At 62.1% G+C, this 14,231-nt stretch carries 15 protein-coding genes and 2 tRNA genes; 9 read left to right on the forward strand and 8 right to left on the reverse strand.

Annotated elements, in window-relative coordinates; all coding sequences use genetic code 11:
• Positions 1-2: 2 nt before the first annotated feature.
• Together smpB and dapA are read right to left on the reverse strand one after the other, a co-directional pair.
• Positions 3-479 (reverse strand): SsrA-binding protein SmpB, encoded by a 477-nt coding sequence (gene smpB / locus ACVJNE_RS16720; RefSeq protein WP_421929512.1) that lies wholly within the window; start codon positions 477-479, stop codon positions 3-5.
• 25 nt (positions 480-504) lie between these two features.
• Positions 505-1,386 carry a 4-hydroxy-tetrahydrodipicolinate synthase gene (gene dapA / locus ACVJNE_RS16725; protein WP_368802656.1) on the reverse strand — a complete coding sequence of 294 codons (882 nt, stop codon included), beginning with the start codon at positions 1,384-1,386 and terminating at the stop codon, positions 505-507.
• 239 nt (positions 1,387-1,625) lie between these two features.
• Between dapA and ACVJNE_RS16730 the strand changes: the two genes are divergently transcribed.
• Both ACVJNE_RS16730 and ACVJNE_RS16735 read left to right on the forward strand, forming a co-directional pair.
• On the forward strand, positions 1,626-3,719 hold the full coding sequence (locus ACVJNE_RS16730; protein ID WP_499567350.1) for a lytic transglycosylase domain-containing protein: 2,094 nt from the start codon (positions 1,626-1,628) through the stop codon (positions 3,717-3,719).
• A gap of 47 nt (positions 3,720-3,766) precedes the next feature.
• Entirely contained in the window at positions 3,767-4,603 is an 837-nt protein-coding gene (locus tag ACVJNE_RS16735) for an alpha/beta fold hydrolase (RefSeq protein WP_499567352.1), read from the forward strand.
• Positions 4,604-4,834: 231 nt separating this feature from the next.
• Here the strand turns inward: ACVJNE_RS16735 and ACVJNE_RS16740 are convergent, their stop codons facing one another.
• Entirely contained in the window at positions 4,835-5,899 is a 1,065-nt protein-coding gene (locus ACVJNE_RS16740) for a porin (RefSeq protein WP_499567354.1), read from the reverse strand.
• A gap of 486 nt (positions 5,900-6,385) precedes the next feature.
• Here ACVJNE_RS16740 and ACVJNE_RS16745 point away from each other — a divergent pair.
• Both ACVJNE_RS16745 and ACVJNE_RS16750 read left to right on the forward strand, forming a co-directional pair.
• Positions 6,386-6,476: transfer RNA gene (locus ACVJNE_RS16745), tRNA-Ser, on the forward strand.
• A gap of 382 nt (positions 6,477-6,858) precedes the next feature.
• A tRNA-Arg gene (locus ACVJNE_RS16750) sits at positions 6,859-6,935 on the forward strand.
• Here ACVJNE_RS16750 and ACVJNE_RS16755 read toward each other — a convergent pair.
• Together ACVJNE_RS16755 and ACVJNE_RS16760 are read right to left on the reverse strand one after the other, a co-directional pair.
• Positions 6,906-8,552 carry a recombinase family protein gene (locus ACVJNE_RS16755; protein WP_499567356.1) on the reverse strand — a complete coding sequence of 549 codons (1,647 nt, stop codon included), beginning with the start codon at positions 8,550-8,552 and terminating at the stop codon, positions 6,906-6,908. The two genes, ACVJNE_RS16750 and ACVJNE_RS16755, sit on opposite strands and share 30 nt — an antisense overlap.
• On the reverse strand, positions 8,549-8,809 hold the full coding sequence (locus tag ACVJNE_RS16760; protein WP_499567358.1) for a hypothetical protein: 261 nt from the start codon (positions 8,807-8,809) through the stop codon (positions 8,549-8,551). The genes ACVJNE_RS16755 and ACVJNE_RS16760 overlap by 4 nt, the downstream gene beginning before the upstream one ends.
• 264 nt (positions 8,810-9,073) lie before the next feature.
• Here ACVJNE_RS16760 and ACVJNE_RS16765 point away from each other — a divergent pair, with 264 nt between their 5' ends.
• Entirely contained in the window at positions 9,074-9,721 is a 648-nt protein-coding gene (locus ACVJNE_RS16765) for a DNA methyltransferase (RefSeq protein ID WP_499567359.1), read from the forward strand.
• A 135-nt stretch (positions 9,722-9,856) separates the two neighbouring features.
• Here the strand turns inward: ACVJNE_RS16765 and ACVJNE_RS16770 are convergent, their stop codons facing one another.
• The gene (locus tag ACVJNE_RS16770) at positions 9,857-10,546 is read right to left on the reverse strand and encodes a helix-turn-helix domain-containing protein (protein WP_499567361.1); all 690 of its coding nucleotides are present in this window, start codon (positions 10,544-10,546) and stop codon (positions 9,857-9,859) included.
• A gap of 652 nt (positions 10,547-11,198) precedes the next feature.
• On the opposite strand from ACVJNE_RS16770, the gene ACVJNE_RS16775 reads away from it, so the two are divergent.
• From ACVJNE_RS16775 to ACVJNE_RS16790, 4 genes are read left to right on the forward strand one after another with little or no spacing between them, the layout of a single operon-like run.
• Positions 11,199-11,885: a ParA family protein gene (locus ACVJNE_RS16775; RefSeq protein WP_499567363.1), complete on the forward strand. Its 687-nt coding sequence runs from the start codon at positions 11,199-11,201 to the stop codon at positions 11,883-11,885.
• A 2-nt stretch (positions 11,886-11,887) separates the two neighbouring features.
• On the forward strand, positions 11,888-12,271 hold the full coding sequence (locus tag ACVJNE_RS16780; protein WP_499567365.1) for a stability/partitioning determinant: 384 nt from the start codon (positions 11,888-11,890) through the stop codon (positions 12,269-12,271).
• A gap of 33 nt (positions 12,272-12,304) precedes the next feature.
• Complete coding sequence (locus ACVJNE_RS16785) at positions 12,305-12,661, forward strand: Crp/Fnr family transcriptional regulator (protein WP_499567367.1); 357 nt, start codon at positions 12,305-12,307, stop codon at positions 12,659-12,661.
• A gap of 10 nt (positions 12,662-12,671) precedes the next feature.
• The gene (locus tag ACVJNE_RS16790) at positions 12,672-13,397 is read left to right on the forward strand and encodes a hypothetical protein (RefSeq protein ID WP_499567369.1); all 726 of its coding nucleotides are present in this window, start codon (positions 12,672-12,674) and stop codon (positions 13,395-13,397) included.
• Positions 13,398-13,504: 107 nt separating this feature from the next.
• Here the strand turns inward: ACVJNE_RS16790 and ACVJNE_RS16795 are convergent, their stop codons facing one another.
• Together ACVJNE_RS16795 and ACVJNE_RS16800 are read right to left on the reverse strand one after the other, a co-directional pair.
• The gene (locus tag ACVJNE_RS16795) at positions 13,505-13,900 is read right to left on the reverse strand and encodes a type II toxin-antitoxin system death-on-curing family toxin (protein WP_499567371.1); all 396 of its coding nucleotides are present in this window, start codon (positions 13,898-13,900) and stop codon (positions 13,505-13,507) included.
• The gene (locus ACVJNE_RS16800; protein ID WP_499567373.1) at positions 13,897-14,124 is read right to left on the reverse strand and encodes an AbrB/MazE/SpoVT family DNA-binding domain-containing protein; all 228 of its coding nucleotides are present in this window, start codon (positions 14,122-14,124) and stop codon (positions 13,897-13,899) included. The genes ACVJNE_RS16795 and ACVJNE_RS16800 overlap by 4 nt, the downstream gene beginning before the upstream one ends.
• Positions 14,125-14,231: the final 107 nt, after the last annotated feature.

Consider the following 14,231-nt stretch of genomic DNA (forward strand, 5'->3'; position numbering starts at 1 on the left):
GGCTAGCCGTGCTGTTTGAGAAGCCGCCCCTTTTCGCGCGCCCAGTCCCGCTTCTTCTCGGTTTCGCGCTTGTCGTGAAGCTTCTTGCCGCGTGCGACAGCGAGCAGCATCTTCGCGCGACCACGGTCGTTGAAGTAAATCTTCAACGGCACCATGGTCATGCCTTCACGCTCAACCGCCTGGGACAGCCGCGCCATCTCCTTCTTGTTGAGCAGGAGTTTGCGCCTTCGCCTGGGCTCGTGATTGAAGCGATTGCCCTGGAGATATTCAGGCAGATAGGAATTGATCAGCCAGATCTCGCCGCCCTCGACCGAGGCGTATGACTCCTGGATGTTGGCCTGCCCCTCGCGCAGCGATTTCACCTCGGTGCCGGTCAGCACAAGGCCGGCCTCATAGGTGTCGACCACCTCATAGGCGAAGCGGGCCTTGCGGTTTTCGGCGACGGTCTTGCCGTTTATGGTCTTGCTGTTCTTGGCCATGATCAGTGAACGCGCGCGAGGCGCGTCAGTTCAGAAGCCCCGCATGGATAAGCGCGGCGTCGATTCGTTCCGCGGTGCCGGCCTCGACCGTCATCAACGGCGAACGCACGCTGTTTTCGACTTTCCCAAGACGCGAAAGCGCATACTTCGCGCCGGAGACGCCCGGCTCGATGAAGATCGCCTTGTGAAGCGGCATCAAGCGATCCTGAAGTTCGATTGCGCGGTCGCGCTCGCCAGCAAGCGACGCTTCCTGAAATTCGGCGCAGAGCCGTGGGGCAACGTTGGCAGTAACCGAAATCGCCCCTACCCCACCATGCGCGTTGAATCCCAGAGCGGAGGCGTCTTCGCCCGAAAGCTGGATGAAGTCGTTGCCGCAGGTAATGCGTTGCTCGGAGACGCGCTCGACCTTGCCGGTGGCATCCTTGACGCCGGCAATATTGGCGAACTCGCCAGCGAGGCGGCCCATCGTTTCCGGCGTCATGTCGATCACCGAACGCGGGGGGATGTTGTAGATGATGATCGGCAGCTTGGTCGCGCGCGCGACTGCCGAGAAGTGCGCGTAGAGCCCGCGCTGCGTGGGCTTGTTGTAATAGGGGGTGACGACGAGCACGCCATCTGCGCCAACCTTCTCGGCATGGCGCACGAGTTCCACCGCCTCGGCGGTGTTGTTGGAGCCGGCGCCAGCTATGACCGGCACGCGTCCCGCCGCTACCTCGACACACAGTTCGACCACCTCGCGATGCTCCGCATGCGACAGCGTGGGCGACTCGCCCGTGGTACCCACCGGGACGAGCCCGTTCGTCCCCTCCGCGATCTGCCACTCGACAAGGCTGCGGAAGGCATCTTTGTCCAGCGCGCCATCCCGCGTGAACGGCGTGACAAGCGCGGTCAGTGACCCTCTGAACATGATGTGGACTCCTGGGATGCCCCTTCGGGCGGCTTTGGGTGAAGGTTTTGCGCCGGCTTCTAGCCGAAAGCGCGGCTGCGCACCATAGTCTTGACACTTGCAGCCGGCAAGATGAGGGCGAATGTAGCTCGTTGATTGGCCGGCCCTGCGCTAACCTTTCGTTAACGCCATTTTCAGCGATTGGCGACAGAATGCGTTTTATCCGGTCCTGTCGTCGCCTGAAACAGAGGTTATCATCGATGAAGTGCAGCTTATTCGCTGCATCCGCCAGCCTCCTGATTTTCCTGAGCAGCTCTGCCTTGGCGCAGAGCGCGCTTCCAGAACTTGCGCCGCTCCCGTTCAGCCGGCCGCAAGCGAGTTCGGGGCTTTCGGCCATTGACGGTGCGATAGCCACCGGCTCGGTCGCGGCGTTCTCGGCGGCCGGCATGGCTGCCGACCTGCTTGCAGCAGACCCGTCAACTCTGCTGCGGAGCGGGCTCGACGCCATCGCTTCCGGAGAGATCGGCACGGCACGCGGCATTCGTGATGCCATCAAGAAAGATACATTAGAGCATCGGCTGCTGACATGGGCCATCGCCTCATCCGGCGGAGCCAATCTGTCGAGTGCCGAGATTGAAGCCGCCATCCAGGAACTTGCCAGCTGGCCCGGCCTCGACGCGCTGCGCGCCAACATGGAACGCGCGCTCAACCGGGAAGACGCCGGACCGCGTGCGGTTCTGGCCGCGATGGCCGACCGGCCACCGCAAACGGCCGAGGGTGTGATGATCCTTGCCCGGGCCCGGCTCGCGATGGGGCAGGTCGATGCAGCACGCATGGTCCTGTCACCCTTCTGGCGGACACAAAAGCTGAGTGCCCAGGACGAGCAGGCGATCCTTCGCGAGTTCGGCAGCCTGATTCCCGTTTTCGACCATCGCTTCCGCATGGAGCGCATGCTCTATGACGAGCGGATCGCCTCGGCGGAACGCGTCGCAGCTCTTGCCGATGGGCGGGAACTGGTACGCGCCTTCACCGCAGTCGCGCGCAACGAGCGCAATGCCGGCGAACTGCTCGATCTGGTGCCGGAAGACCAGCGATCCGCGGCATATATTTTCGCGTGTGCGCGGCACCTGAGAAGGACCGGAAAGTACAATGAGGCAGCCACGGTGATGCTTTCGGCGCCGACCGACGCATCCTTGCTGGTGGACCCGGATGCCTGGTGGATCGAAAGACGCGTTCTTTCGCGCGAGATGCTGGACCTCGGAGATCCAAAGACGGCCTACAAGCTCGCTGCAGCCCATGCCGCCGAGAGCCCCGCACAGGCAGCGGACGCCGAATTTCATGCAGGCTGGTATGCCCTTCGGGGCCTGAAAGATGCGGACGCCGGCGCCAGGCATTTCACCCGCATTGCCGAGATCGCGGAAGGCCCGATCTCGCTGTCGCGCGCGTATTATTGGCTTGGCCGGGCCGCCGAGGCGGGCGGACCCGGCGATGCGGGCGCACATTACGAACGTGCGGCAGCCCACGGCACCGCATTCTACGGCCAGCTCGCAGCCGCCAAACTCGGCCGCGAAACGGTGCTGGCCGAGCCGCCCTCCCCGACCGACGCCGACCGCAGCACCTTCGAGGCACGCGACGCCGTCAAAGCCATCCGCCGGCTTGACGCCGCCGGTCATGGCTACCGCAGCACCGACCTTTACCGGGCGCTGTCGCAGGAACTGACGAGCGTCGGCGAGCTCGCGCTGCTGGCCGGCATGGCCGAGAGCCAGGGCAACTACTTCCTCGCCCTGAGGATAGGGAAATGGGCGGCAGCGCGCGGGCTCGATGTCGGCGGGCTCACCCATCCGGTCGGGGCCATTCCCGCCAGTGCCGACATCGCCAGCCCCGGCAAGGCGCTGGCCTATGCCATCGCGCGGCAGGAAAGCGAGTTCAACGCCGGCGCTCGCTCCGGTGCGGGTGCGCTCGGGCTCCTGCAATTGTTGCCGGGAACCGCTCGGGATATGGCCCGCAAGGCGGGGTTGAGCTACGCGCCGGCGCGGCTGACGAGCGACGCCGGTTACAATGCCACGTTGGGCGCACGCTACCTGGACGAGCAGCTCGGACGTTTTGCGGGCTCCTATGTGCTGACCTTCGCCGGATACAATGCGGGCCCGCGGCGCGCGCAGGAATGGGTGGAGCGCTATGGCGACCCGCGCGGCAAGGATATCGATACGGTCGTCGACTGGATCGAGCGCATTCCATTCCATGAAACGCGCAGCTATGTTCAGCGCGTGATGGAAAACTATCAGGTCTACAAGATGCGGCTTTCGGGGCAGATGGAAATCGCCACCGATCTGGTGAGCGGACGCGCGCCCTGAACGCGCCGGACTTCATCGAACAGCGCTTCTCCGCACCCGACGGCCTGATGCTGTCGGCACGGATCTATGGCGCGGGCCACGATGGCTCGATGCCGGCAATATGCCTGCCCGGCTTGACCCGCAACGCCCGCGATTTTCACGAGCTGGCGCTTTATCTTTCCAGAGACGCGCCAACACCGCGGAAAGTGGTGGTGTTCGACTATCGCGGACGCGGCCGCTCGGACTATGACCGGGACTGGCACAACTACAATGTCGCCGTTGAGGCACGCGACGTGGCGGCCGGTCTCGTAGCGCTGGGGTTGGAGAACTGCGCATTCATCGGCACATCTCGGGGTGGGCTGATCATATTCGCACTGGCTGCAATGGTGCCGCGCGCCATCAAGGCAGTTGTCCTGAACGACATCGGCCCGGTGCTTGAAGGTGCGGGTCTGGCGCAGATACGCGCCTATGTCGAACGGGCGCCTAGGCCGAAGAGCTTCGAGGAAGCAGCCGGCATATTGAAGGCAGCCCAGGGAGCGGCCTTTCCCGCGCTGACCGAAGACGATTGGCAGCGGATGGCTCGTGCCCTCTATCGCGACGAAAAAGGGCGGCCCGTGCCCGATTTCGACCCAGCGCTCGTCAAGACATTGAAAGGTATCGATTTCAGCAAGCCGCTGCCGGTCTTCTGGCCACAGTTTCTGGGACTTAAGGCGGCACCCGTGCTAGCGATACGCGGCGCGAATTCGATGCTGCTATCTGCCGAAACACTGAAGGCGATGAAAGATCATCATTCGCGGCTCGAAGCTCTGACGGTGGATGGTCAGGGACACGCGCCGATGCTGGAGACCGGCGATCTGCCTGCGCGCATAGAGGCTTTTCTGACGCGCTGCGAAGGTGGCCGATAGCCAATCGAACGCCACCGAGGGTCCATTGGTCTTGGGCTGAAGGCTGCCGCTTTCCGATAAAAGCTGCTTCGCTGCGCCCGGCTCGCCCATCTTAGGCGCATTTATACCACGTCAAGCCATCCGTCTGGCGATGCAATGCCGCGGGCGCCCACGCCATTCAAGCTATCCTGAAATAAAGAAAAGACCCGGCAGTTGCCTGCCGGGTCTTTCTCAAATCAACTTGTAAGCTGATTAGAAGGTGCGATCGAAGCGGATAGCCGCGCGCCAGTTGTCGACGTCGCCCACAATGGTGTCGGTCGTGGTGTACTGGATTTCCGGACGGATGCGGAGACCCGAAACCGGACGCCAGTCGAGGCCACCGGTGACCTGCCAGGTGTCGTTGGAGGCCAGGTACTCGTCGTCGAAGTACTGGACAGCAGCAGCGATCGCCAGGGTCTGGCTCACGTTGGCCTTGGCGTATGCCAGGACCGAGAACTCCGAACCACCGATGGTGTAGATGGAGCCCGGGCCGCTTGCGTAGTAGAGGTGCGCACCGACATCAACCATGCCGAACTTGGCATTGCCGACGAGCTTCGCGCCCCACTCTTCCACAACCGTGTCGTAGCCGACCATGGCGCCGATGTCGCCCCAGCCCTGCGTCAGCTTCACGCCGCCTTCGACAGCCGGCTCGAACAGACCGGTGTTGGTCTCAACCACAGCGAGGATGGCGGAGAAGCCATTGGCGCCGTTGTACTGGTAGGAGAGCTCACCGCCGTTGTTGAAGCCGTAGGAGCCATCGAACGGACCGAAGGGCGAACCGTAGCCGAGGAAGCGAGCATACGGGGTGTCGCTCTTACCAAGGCGAATGGTACCGTTTGCCTGCTGCAGCTCGATGAAGCCCTGGTTCAGGTAGACGTTGTTACCGCCACCAACGCCAAGAGCGCCGATCCAGTTGTAGGACGACCAGTCGAAGCGAGCCTCAGCGTACGAACGCAGCGTGCCCCACTCGGTCTCGTTGCGCGCATCGACGTTCAGCTGGAAACGAGCAAACTTCGAGAAGCGATAGTCCTCAACCAGACCCGTGTCCGGGTTGACCCAGTCAGCGTCGCTGTAGTTCATCTGGTAGCGCATGTAGCCACCGATGCGCAGGCAGGTCTCGGTGCCCGGGATGTAGAAGAAACCAGCGCCGTACACGTCGCAGATGCGAACGTATTCCATCGGCTCCGGCTCGGCGATGACGATCGCATCAGCTGCGCGAGCGCCGGTTGCAGCGACAGCAGCCACTGCGGAGCCGAGAAGAAGGCTCTTGATGTTCATTTTCTGACCTCCAGTCAAAAGTTAAAAAGCGGGTCTGGGTATTTTTTGCTGAAGGACAGCGTTCCCTGCCCCATCCCCAATTCTCGAAAAAGACGCGACTTCACGCCCCTTCTTCGAGCATGACAATACGCATCGCGCCGTCGCGTTCAACTGCGTTCCCGGTCAGGAGGGGCTTGTGTGGGTGCTATCCAAAATCGCTGTTGCACAAATGACACGATTTCGGTGCCCCTGGTAAGGAACTCTTAACCGCCGGGCCGCCCCGGGGGGCTTTATCGGCCCGAACCAGTGCGGAATCGGTCTGTGCCCGAGGGAGAATCGCGGGCATTCAGCGATTCTTTACATGGGGGCGCGGATGCTGATTCCCTGACGTCTGGGATGAGACATGGAAAGCGCCGCCCTAATAGGAGCCAAGGCTCTCAGCTTTTTTCATATGCGGACTACGCGCTTGTTGATTGTCCGCCGCGTTTTCTTTATCCAGCGGGCGACGGAGAGGTGGCCGAGTGGTCGAAGGCGCTCCCCTGCTAAGGGAGTAGGCTCCAAAAGGGCCTCGTGGGTTCGAATCCCATCCTCTCCGCCAGTTGCTGCACCAAGACTTTTTAATCTCTGCCGGATATTAGCCCGTGAGAGGGCTAGGCGCAGTCGCCACTTCCGCACCTAGGCGCAGAACTCCGGCACTCGAGTCGAGGTCCACGCGTGCGATAAGATGGAATTCCAGCGATGTCGCTGCAGGGCTTCCGATATTGATACGCAGCTTTGCGAATCTCTCGTCGTCAGCCAAACTGGTCCGCAATGGCCTTGCGACGCCCATAGCTTGCATTGAGGGCGACCCGCCCGCGTCCGATCTTGAGAGCGTGTTGCCAGTCTTCGCCTCGATTTCACCTGTTGAAGCCGCCGATGCCATCCTGTAAGAACCCGCACTAGGCGACCCAGTGGCCACACCCGGAGCACTTCTGGAATAAGCACCCGTAGCTCAGCTGGATAGAGCGCTGCCCTCCGAAGGCAGAGGTCACAGGTTCGAATCCTGTCGGGTGCGCCATTCACGAACAAAACTGGGCACTCCGGCCGGAGCCGCCCCTCCCCCCATAACCAGACGCTCCAGAACCGTCCGCCGTCCGTGGATGCGGATTTCCGTGTCATCGACCTCGACCTTGTCGATGACGGCCCGCAGGTAGGAACGGCGGAAGGACGTGTCGCCGGTCAGCACGTTCTGGCGCATGACCTCAACGAACGCTGCGATCTTCTCTTCGGTGACCCGGGCGTCCGGGCGCATTTCGGCGACAGCCCGGTCAAAGGCCGTTTGCGCAATGTCCCGCTCGGTCTTGATGGCGGCCACCCGATCTTTCAGGGTCGGATCGGCGGGATCGGCGACGCCGTTCTCGATGGCCTGATAAAGTCGGCTAAGGCGGTTTTCAGCGTCGGTCAGCTTGGCCCGTAGCGCCGACAGGCGGCTGGAATGGTCTTCATCCTTGCGGGTCTGGCGGTCCATCAGGCCGCGCAGTAGCGCCCCCACCCGCTCAGGCGTTAGGAGTTGGGCGCTGATACGCTCCATCACGGCGTCATCGAGCCGGTCCATGGGCACGGAACGGCCCTTGCAGGCCGATTTGCCCTTCTGCGCGCAGGTCGCACAGACATAGTACCGATACCGGCCGGACTTGCCGGTCCGGATGGTCATGCCGCCGCCGCAGCTCGCGCAGGTGGCTATACCGGTCAGCAGGATTGGTCCCGTGACAACGCGCGGCGGCGCAGCCTTCGGGTTGCGGGCCTTGAGGCTCGCCTGCAGGGCGTCGAATTCGTTTGGATCGATGATCGGATCGCAGGCAACGACGATGTGCTCTGAGGCCGGCTTTTCTTTGCGGGTCTTGGAGTCTTTGCGGTTGAACACCGCCTCACCCTTGTAGACCGTGTTGGTCACAAGGCTATGCAGGGGGCCGATGCCCCATCGCGCCCCGCCGCGCGTGCGGTAGCCGCGCTCATTCAGCCAGCACACCGCCGACTTGATGCCCATCGGGCCAGATACCCCGTCCCCTTCCATCAGGAGCCGGAAGATGAGGCGCACGGTCTCTGCCTCGACCGTGTCGACGGCTAGCTTTTTCTTGATGCGCGCGCCACGCTCTCCGGCCGCGACGGTCGTATAACCGAAGGGCGGAGCCGCACCGTTCCAAAAGCCCTGCCGCGCATTCTCGTTCATCGAGCGGCTGACATGCTTCCTGATCTCGTTCGACTGGTATTCGTCGAACAGCGCGAAGACCTGCCGGACCATGACGCCGACGGGGTCATCCCCCACTTCCTGCGTCATCGACACAAGCCGCACACCTGCTTTGGCGAGGCGACGCACGTGCATTTCCTGCAAGAAGGCATCGCGCATGAAGCGGCTGAGGGAATGCACCACCACCACGTCGAACGCCGAGCCGCCGTTGGTGGCAATCTCAAGGAGGCGTTGCAGCTCTGGCCGGTTATCGGTGGTGCCCGATAGACCGGCATCGACGAACTCAGCCGCCACGGTCCAGCCGCGCGCGGCGCAGAAGGCCATCGCCTGTCGGCGCTGATCGGGGATCGAGAGGTCACTCTCCGCCTGCCGGCCCGTGGACACGCGCATGTAGAGCGCGGCCCGGAGCGGCGCGCCCTGATCGGCAGATGCGGAAATAGTCTTCATCGTGCTCGTCTCCGAACCCGGTTATTGGGGGCGATATCAGCATGGGTTTGCGGCTGATCCGAGTCGAAACCGCCGGAAGCCTTCGCCGTTGGCAGGCTTTCGCCAGCCATCACCGCCCGGAACGCCGCCATCAAGAAGGCTTCGACCGCGTCTAACTCCGCGTCCGACATCGGCATGTCCGCAAGATCATCGGCCACGCGGAAGCCGTGGCGCTCCGCATGCGCGATATCGGCCAGCTTGTGGTCGGGCTTGTCCATGGCCGGACACTGCCCGGCAGCATCCCTGCTGGATTGAGCACAGTCTGGTCACGTCTAGCGGGATAACTGGGCCGGTTTGGCATCCGGCCTTGTGGCGTTTCGGAGAGGATCGCAGCGGTGACGGCCCGCAGTCGGCGGCGCAACGGCCTGCCCGCTCCTTCGCATGCACTCCCGTGTTGGCCGTGTTCTCTGCGGTGCGCCGCCTCCTTGGCGAGCCGTCCTGTCCCTCCGCGTCGAAACGCAAAAACAAGGCCGGAGGACGCCATGAACCAGACCAGTCTCTTTTCCCGCAACGTGATCCATCAGGGTGATTGCATCAGCGTCATGCGCCGGATGCCCGCCCGCTCGGTGGACTTCATTCTGACCGACCCGCCCTATCTCGTGCGCTATCAATCCCGCGACGGTCGCCGGATCATCAATGACGACAATGGCCGTTGGCTCGGGCCGGCCGCGCGCGAGATGTTCCGGGTTTTGAAACCCGACAGCCTGTGCGTGAGCTTTTACGGCTGGACGCAGACCGACCGCTTCATGGGCGCCTGGCGCGCGGCCGGTTTCCGGATCGTCGGCCACATCGTCTTTCGCAAGAAATACGCGTCTGCTTCCCGGTTCGTCAGCTACACGCACGAATCCGCGTATGTGCTGGCGAAGGGCCGTCCCGCCCTGCCGGAGAACCCGCCGGCTGATGTCATCGACTTCCCTTACACGGGGAACCGGCTGCATCCGACGCAGAAACCCGTGGCCATCCTGAAGCCCCTGATCGAGGCCTTTTGCCCGGAAGGCGGTTTGGTGCTGGACCCGTTCTGCGGCTCGGGCTCGACCCTTGTCGCGGCTTGCGAGGCTGATTGCGACTATGTCGGGATCGAGCTGGACCGCACCTATCACCGGATCTCGGCGCGAAGGCTGGCGGCGTGACGCCCCGCCTTTCGTGACGTTGCGCTGTGGCGGGTTCTGGCACTGACCACGCCAAAAACCCACCCCCTGAAGGCAATACTGACCTCTCCGCCCCTCTGCCGGGCAGGAATTGGCCTTGCTGGTGAAGCCGTTCTCTCAGGCGAGATGGACCGGCGGCAGTGCTGTGAGCGGTTTCGTTTTCATAAGGGAGCGGAACACGCCGTCCATGCATCGCAGTGCCCACAGGTCGACGGGAACGCTGCAAGCCTTTCCTTGAAATAATAACCTGAACCTATGATTCAGTGACTCTGGTGTCGCTCCTGGGTTCTGGGCGCTTTGCGGCCAGCTTTGACGGTGATGGGCGGCCAGAAGCGGCGCGAGCAGTCGGACCATGAGCCCGATGCACATGCGCGAGCGCGGTGAGGCTACGACCTCGACCGCCACATAGCCCCCCTCCTCCAGCTGCCTGAGATAGCGTTGCACCGAACGGCGGCAGCGCCCGAGCGCGCGAGCAAGGTAAGTGACCGTCACCGGCAGTACCCGCCCTTCTCTGTTCTGGCGATAGGTCAGCTCCGCCAGTTTGCGCGCGCAGCGCCGTGCGCCATCGGTTAGGTTCGGATCGTCTTCGATGCGCGCGGCCAGCTCCGGCACGTAGCCATTGCCCGTGGGCGAGACCGCGCGGCGCGGACGCTCGGTCGCCGCATATCGGTGGCAGGTCTGCAGTGATCGCTGGCGGCGCTCCGCGTCGATTGTTGGGACGCGCAGGCTTTGTGATGGCGCGGCGCGATTCTTGAGGGCGCGTGCCGATTCGATGAAAGCGGCCTGCGCATCATTTTGCATAGTCATTTGGTTTCTCCTTATCGTTCGGAGAAAACCCGCAGAAAATATGGGCGCACGATCTCATCGCAAAAAGGTATTGCGATTAGTTTTAGAGCATGAGATATTCGGAGTGCTGATTTCACGAACATCTCGATTTATCGAGCGACCCGCCCTTCTTGGCGGGTTTTCTTTTTGTTATTTCAAAATCGCCTCTTGAGTGATTGAAGATTGCGCGGCCCTTGAGGAGCCACAACAAATTGTCAGCAATGTCTTCGGCTATAGCAAGTCGGTTCTCCCGCGATGCGGGTTTGCAGGGCTTTCGTGCACTGTTGTCTGATTCTCGGCGCGGCCCTGAGACAGCCGAATCGTGCCCTTCCCTGCAGAATCACCGAATCTCTTGTCATATGTCGTGCCTTGCAGCGTGCGATCTGCGTCAATTCCGGGCGGCGTGGGCCGGGGAACGGTATCAGCTAGCTAACAGATAGCTTCCTGATAGCTACTTGAATGATAGCGGTAAGCTACTTTCTGGATATCAACTAGCTATCCGATACCTAATAGATTGCTGCTTAGTAGCCAGTAGCTATCGGATAACCAATAGATTGCTGTTTGGTAGCCAGTAGCTATCTGGTATTATTTTGCAAGAAGGTGATTCATTTAATCTTTTACATAGTGAGCGTGTATGCCTGTAGTCTCATTTGCCAATCCCAAAGGTGGAGCCGGAAAAACAACGTCAGCCTTGCTGCTCGCAGGTGAGCTTGCCGCCAAAGGCGCGCGCGTCACCGTCATCGACGCAGACCCCGAGCGCTGGATCTCGCAGTGGGGCAAAATGCCGGGCAAGCCCTCCAACATCGACATCATCGCGGATGTGACCGAAGACACGATTGTCGATCTCATCGAGAACGCCGCCGCCAAAGCGCAGTTCGTTATCGTCGATCTTGAAGGCACGGCCAGCCTCATGGTCGCCAATGCCATCGGCATGTCAGACCTTGTCATCATCCCGGCGCAGGGCGCGTCCATGGACGCGAAGGGCGCGGCCAAGACCATCAGGCTGATCCGCAATCAAGAGCGCCTCTCGCGCCGGCAAATTCCTCACAGCATCCTTCTGACCCGCACCAGCGCCGCCGTCACATCGCGCGCGTTGCGCAATGTTCGCGAGCAACTGGATAAGGCGTCGATTGACGTGTTCTCCACGTCCATCGTCGAGCGTGCCGCCTTCCGTGACATCTTTGATTTCGGGGGACTGCTGTCTGACCTTCGCAGCGATCAAGTCAGCAATGTGGATAGAGCCATCGAGAACGCCCGGGCCTTTGCGGGCGAGGTCATTGCGAAACTGAAGGGCGGCACGGTTGCCGCCAAGGTAGCGTGATCATGACCGACAACCGCGCTGATCTCGGCTTTGCCGATGCCCTTGAAGATTTCAACGCGAGCGATTGGATGCCGCGCGCACCGGCGGTCAATGAAAAACCGCCCAAGGTGGCGACCGAGAAGGCTGCCGCCGCTGCGGGATTCCGGAGCCGGGAACCGCAGCCCGAACCGGTGAAGCAGGCCGTTCGTGCAGACCCGCCGCGCCGGCGTCGCACAGGGCGCAACGCGCAGTTCAATCTGAAAGCGCGCCCTGACACCATCGAAGAGTTCTGCGCGATTGCCGATGCGCAGGGCTGGGGACTCGGAGAAACGCTGGAGCGCGCGGTCGCGCTGCTGCAACGTGAGTTCGGACATCAAGGCTCCGCCAAGCGCTCGTCCGGCGGATAGACGTAGAGCGGTCCTGGCAGAGTGTGTTGAACAATGACGAACTATAATATTTACGACCGCAAGACCTTCGCGCCGGGCGCGACTATCATCCGGCCGGGCGATCAAGCGGTGAATGCCTACCTGATCCAGTCTGGCACGGCCAAGGTCTACAAAGACGATCCTGAAGGCCGCAAAGAGGTAGGGCAACTCCTGCCGGGCGATCTTATCGGTGACATGGCGATCATCCGCAAAACCAAACATCAATCGACCGTCATTGTCGCCGAGCCGATGGTCGTGGTCGTGATTCCTCCCGGCCATGTCGAAAAGTGTATTCGGGATGCAGACCCCTTGATGAAGACCATCCTCAAAGGGATGATACGGCGCATCGACCGCATGAATGCTGATACGTAGGTAAGGGATGATGCCCTCCGGCGCGGACAATGACGATGGGGCCTCCTGGTGGGGACGTCCGCAGGACGATCCGGCGCTGCACGCTGCGCTGGACAAGCGGTTTGCGGAGTTTCGCCGCGCGCATCCTCCGATCAATTGCTGGATCGATACGGTAGGGACAGCGGAGCTGTACCTTGGCGGCGTGCGGCGCGCGCTGGTGGATCGCCGCCGGGCGCTCGTCATGTTTTATGACGGGCAGGGCGCGCCCGCCTCGCCGGTGGTCTATCTGCGCTCTGAAAGTGCCTATGATGTCGCCGAAGCTCATCTCGGCATCGCGCGCGTCGCGGAAGTACGGGATGAAAGCGATGAGGCTGACGAGATCCTGAGCGCGGCACCGCGCGAACGGGAAGAGCGGGCCGCCGCCGCATTCAGCAGCCGCCATGCCTCAGACGTAGAGGCGTTCCATTACCTGCGGTCGGCTGTGAAGCTCCTGAGGCTTGCGGCCTCCGCTTCCGGGAAAAGCGCGCCGGTCGTCGACCTGTTGCTCCAGGCCATCGGGGCGGAGGTGCAAGACCAGCACGAGCAGGCCGTGCGCTTCATCATCGATGCGATCGCATTGCTGGAAAGCCCTCCGACCGACTCCTTCTTTGGCGACCCGGCTTTAGCGGACTGCCGGCGGGCTCTGGAGGCAACAGAGCGGCATATGGCGGTGCAGGCGGGGCGGCCGATGCGGCGCGGCATCATCACAGATCGCTGAGCCAGTAATCGCCACTCTGAGGTATTGGTATGGACACCGTTGGGGCCGGCCGTGCGTGCCTCGCCTATTTCAAAGTGTCGTGTGCTTGTAGAGGGCTGGGGATGCGATTAGCGGACCGTAGTGGCGCGTACATTCGCGCGCAGCCAATCAGCGAAGTCTTCTTCGCTTGTATCGCCTGAAGCCAGCGCCAGAACGGCTGTCGTTGCTTCAACTTCGCCGGCAATGAGATCGATGCCATTGATTTTGAGGAAGATATACGCCGCAAGAAATCCCGTGCGCTTGTTCCCATCAACGAAGGGATGATTGCGCACAATCCCGAACGCGTAGGCGGCGGCAAGACGGCAAAGATCTGCTTCGCCATAGGCATGAAGATTGACCGGTCGCGCCAGCGCTGACTCCAGCAGCCCCTCATCCCGCACACCGGGCGCGCCGCCATGCTCCGCCAGCTGCATATCGTGCACGGCGTTGATGACGTCCCTCAATAACCAGACAGGCGCGCTCACTTGGCGAGTTCGCGCAAGGTGTTCCGGTACTGCCCCATGCCTTCGCGCGCCGCACGCATCTGCGTGTCAAATGCCGGGTCATACGGCGTGATTCTCATAGACCCGTCAGGCGCTTCCGTCAGGAACAGCGTGTCGCCATCCTTCACGTTGAGCCGTGCCAGCGTCTCCTTCGGAAGGACCACGCCGAGTGAGTTGCCTATGGGCCGAACTTTGACTGTCGTCATGCGTATCTCCACTAGGTGTTATTACAAAAATAATAACATGCACGACCGCCCCGAGGCAAGTTTTTGGGGGCGGCAGGGTGGGTGCCGCCCCCCGGGGGAAAAGCGGC

Source organism: Mesorhizobium sp. DxT, assembly GCF_058448885.1.

Coding starts and splice junctions, on each gene's coding strand:
- smpB (WP_421929512.1), bottom strand. CDS start 479: ATGGCCAAGAACAGCAAGACCATAAACGGCAAGACCGTCGCCGAAAAC.
- dapA (WP_368802656.1), bottom strand. CDS start 1,386: ATGTTCAGAGGGTCACTGACCGCGCTTGTCACGCCGTTCACGCGGGAT.
- ACVJNE_RS16730 (WP_499567350.1), top strand. CDS start 1,626: ATGAAGTGCAGCTTATTCGCTGCATCCGCCAGCCTCCTGATTTTCCTG.
- ACVJNE_RS16735 (WP_499567352.1), top strand. CDS start 3,767: ATGCTGTCGGCACGGATCTATGGCGCGGGCCACGATGGCTCGATGCCG.
- ACVJNE_RS16740 (WP_499567354.1), bottom strand. CDS start 5,899: ATGAACATCAAGAGCCTTCTTCTCGGCTCCGCAGTGGCTGCTGTCGCT.
- ACVJNE_RS16755 (WP_499567356.1), bottom strand. CDS start 8,552: ATGAAGACTATTTCCGCATCTGCCGATCAGGGCGCGCCGCTCCGGGCC.
- ACVJNE_RS16760 (WP_499567358.1), bottom strand. CDS start 8,809: ATGGACAAGCCCGACCACAAGCTGGCCGATATCGCGCATGCGGAGCGC.
- ACVJNE_RS16765 (WP_499567359.1), top strand. CDS start 9,074: ATGAACCAGACCAGTCTCTTTTCCCGCAACGTGATCCATCAGGGTGAT.
- ACVJNE_RS16770 (WP_499567361.1), bottom strand. CDS start 10,546: ATGACTATGCAAAATGATGCGCAGGCCGCTTTCATCGAATCGGCACGC.
- ACVJNE_RS16775 (WP_499567363.1), top strand. CDS start 11,199: ATGCCTGTAGTCTCATTTGCCAATCCCAAAGGTGGAGCCGGAAAAACA.
- ACVJNE_RS16780 (WP_499567365.1), top strand. CDS start 11,888: ATGACCGACAACCGCGCTGATCTCGGCTTTGCCGATGCCCTTGAAGAT.
- ACVJNE_RS16785 (WP_499567367.1), top strand. CDS start 12,305: ATGACGAACTATAATATTTACGACCGCAAGACCTTCGCGCCGGGCGCG.
- ACVJNE_RS16790 (WP_499567369.1), top strand. CDS start 12,672: ATGCCCTCCGGCGCGGACAATGACGATGGGGCCTCCTGGTGGGGACGT.
- ACVJNE_RS16800 (WP_499567373.1), bottom strand. CDS start 14,124: ATGACGACAGTCAAAGTTCGGCCCATAGGCAACTCACTCGGCGTGGTC.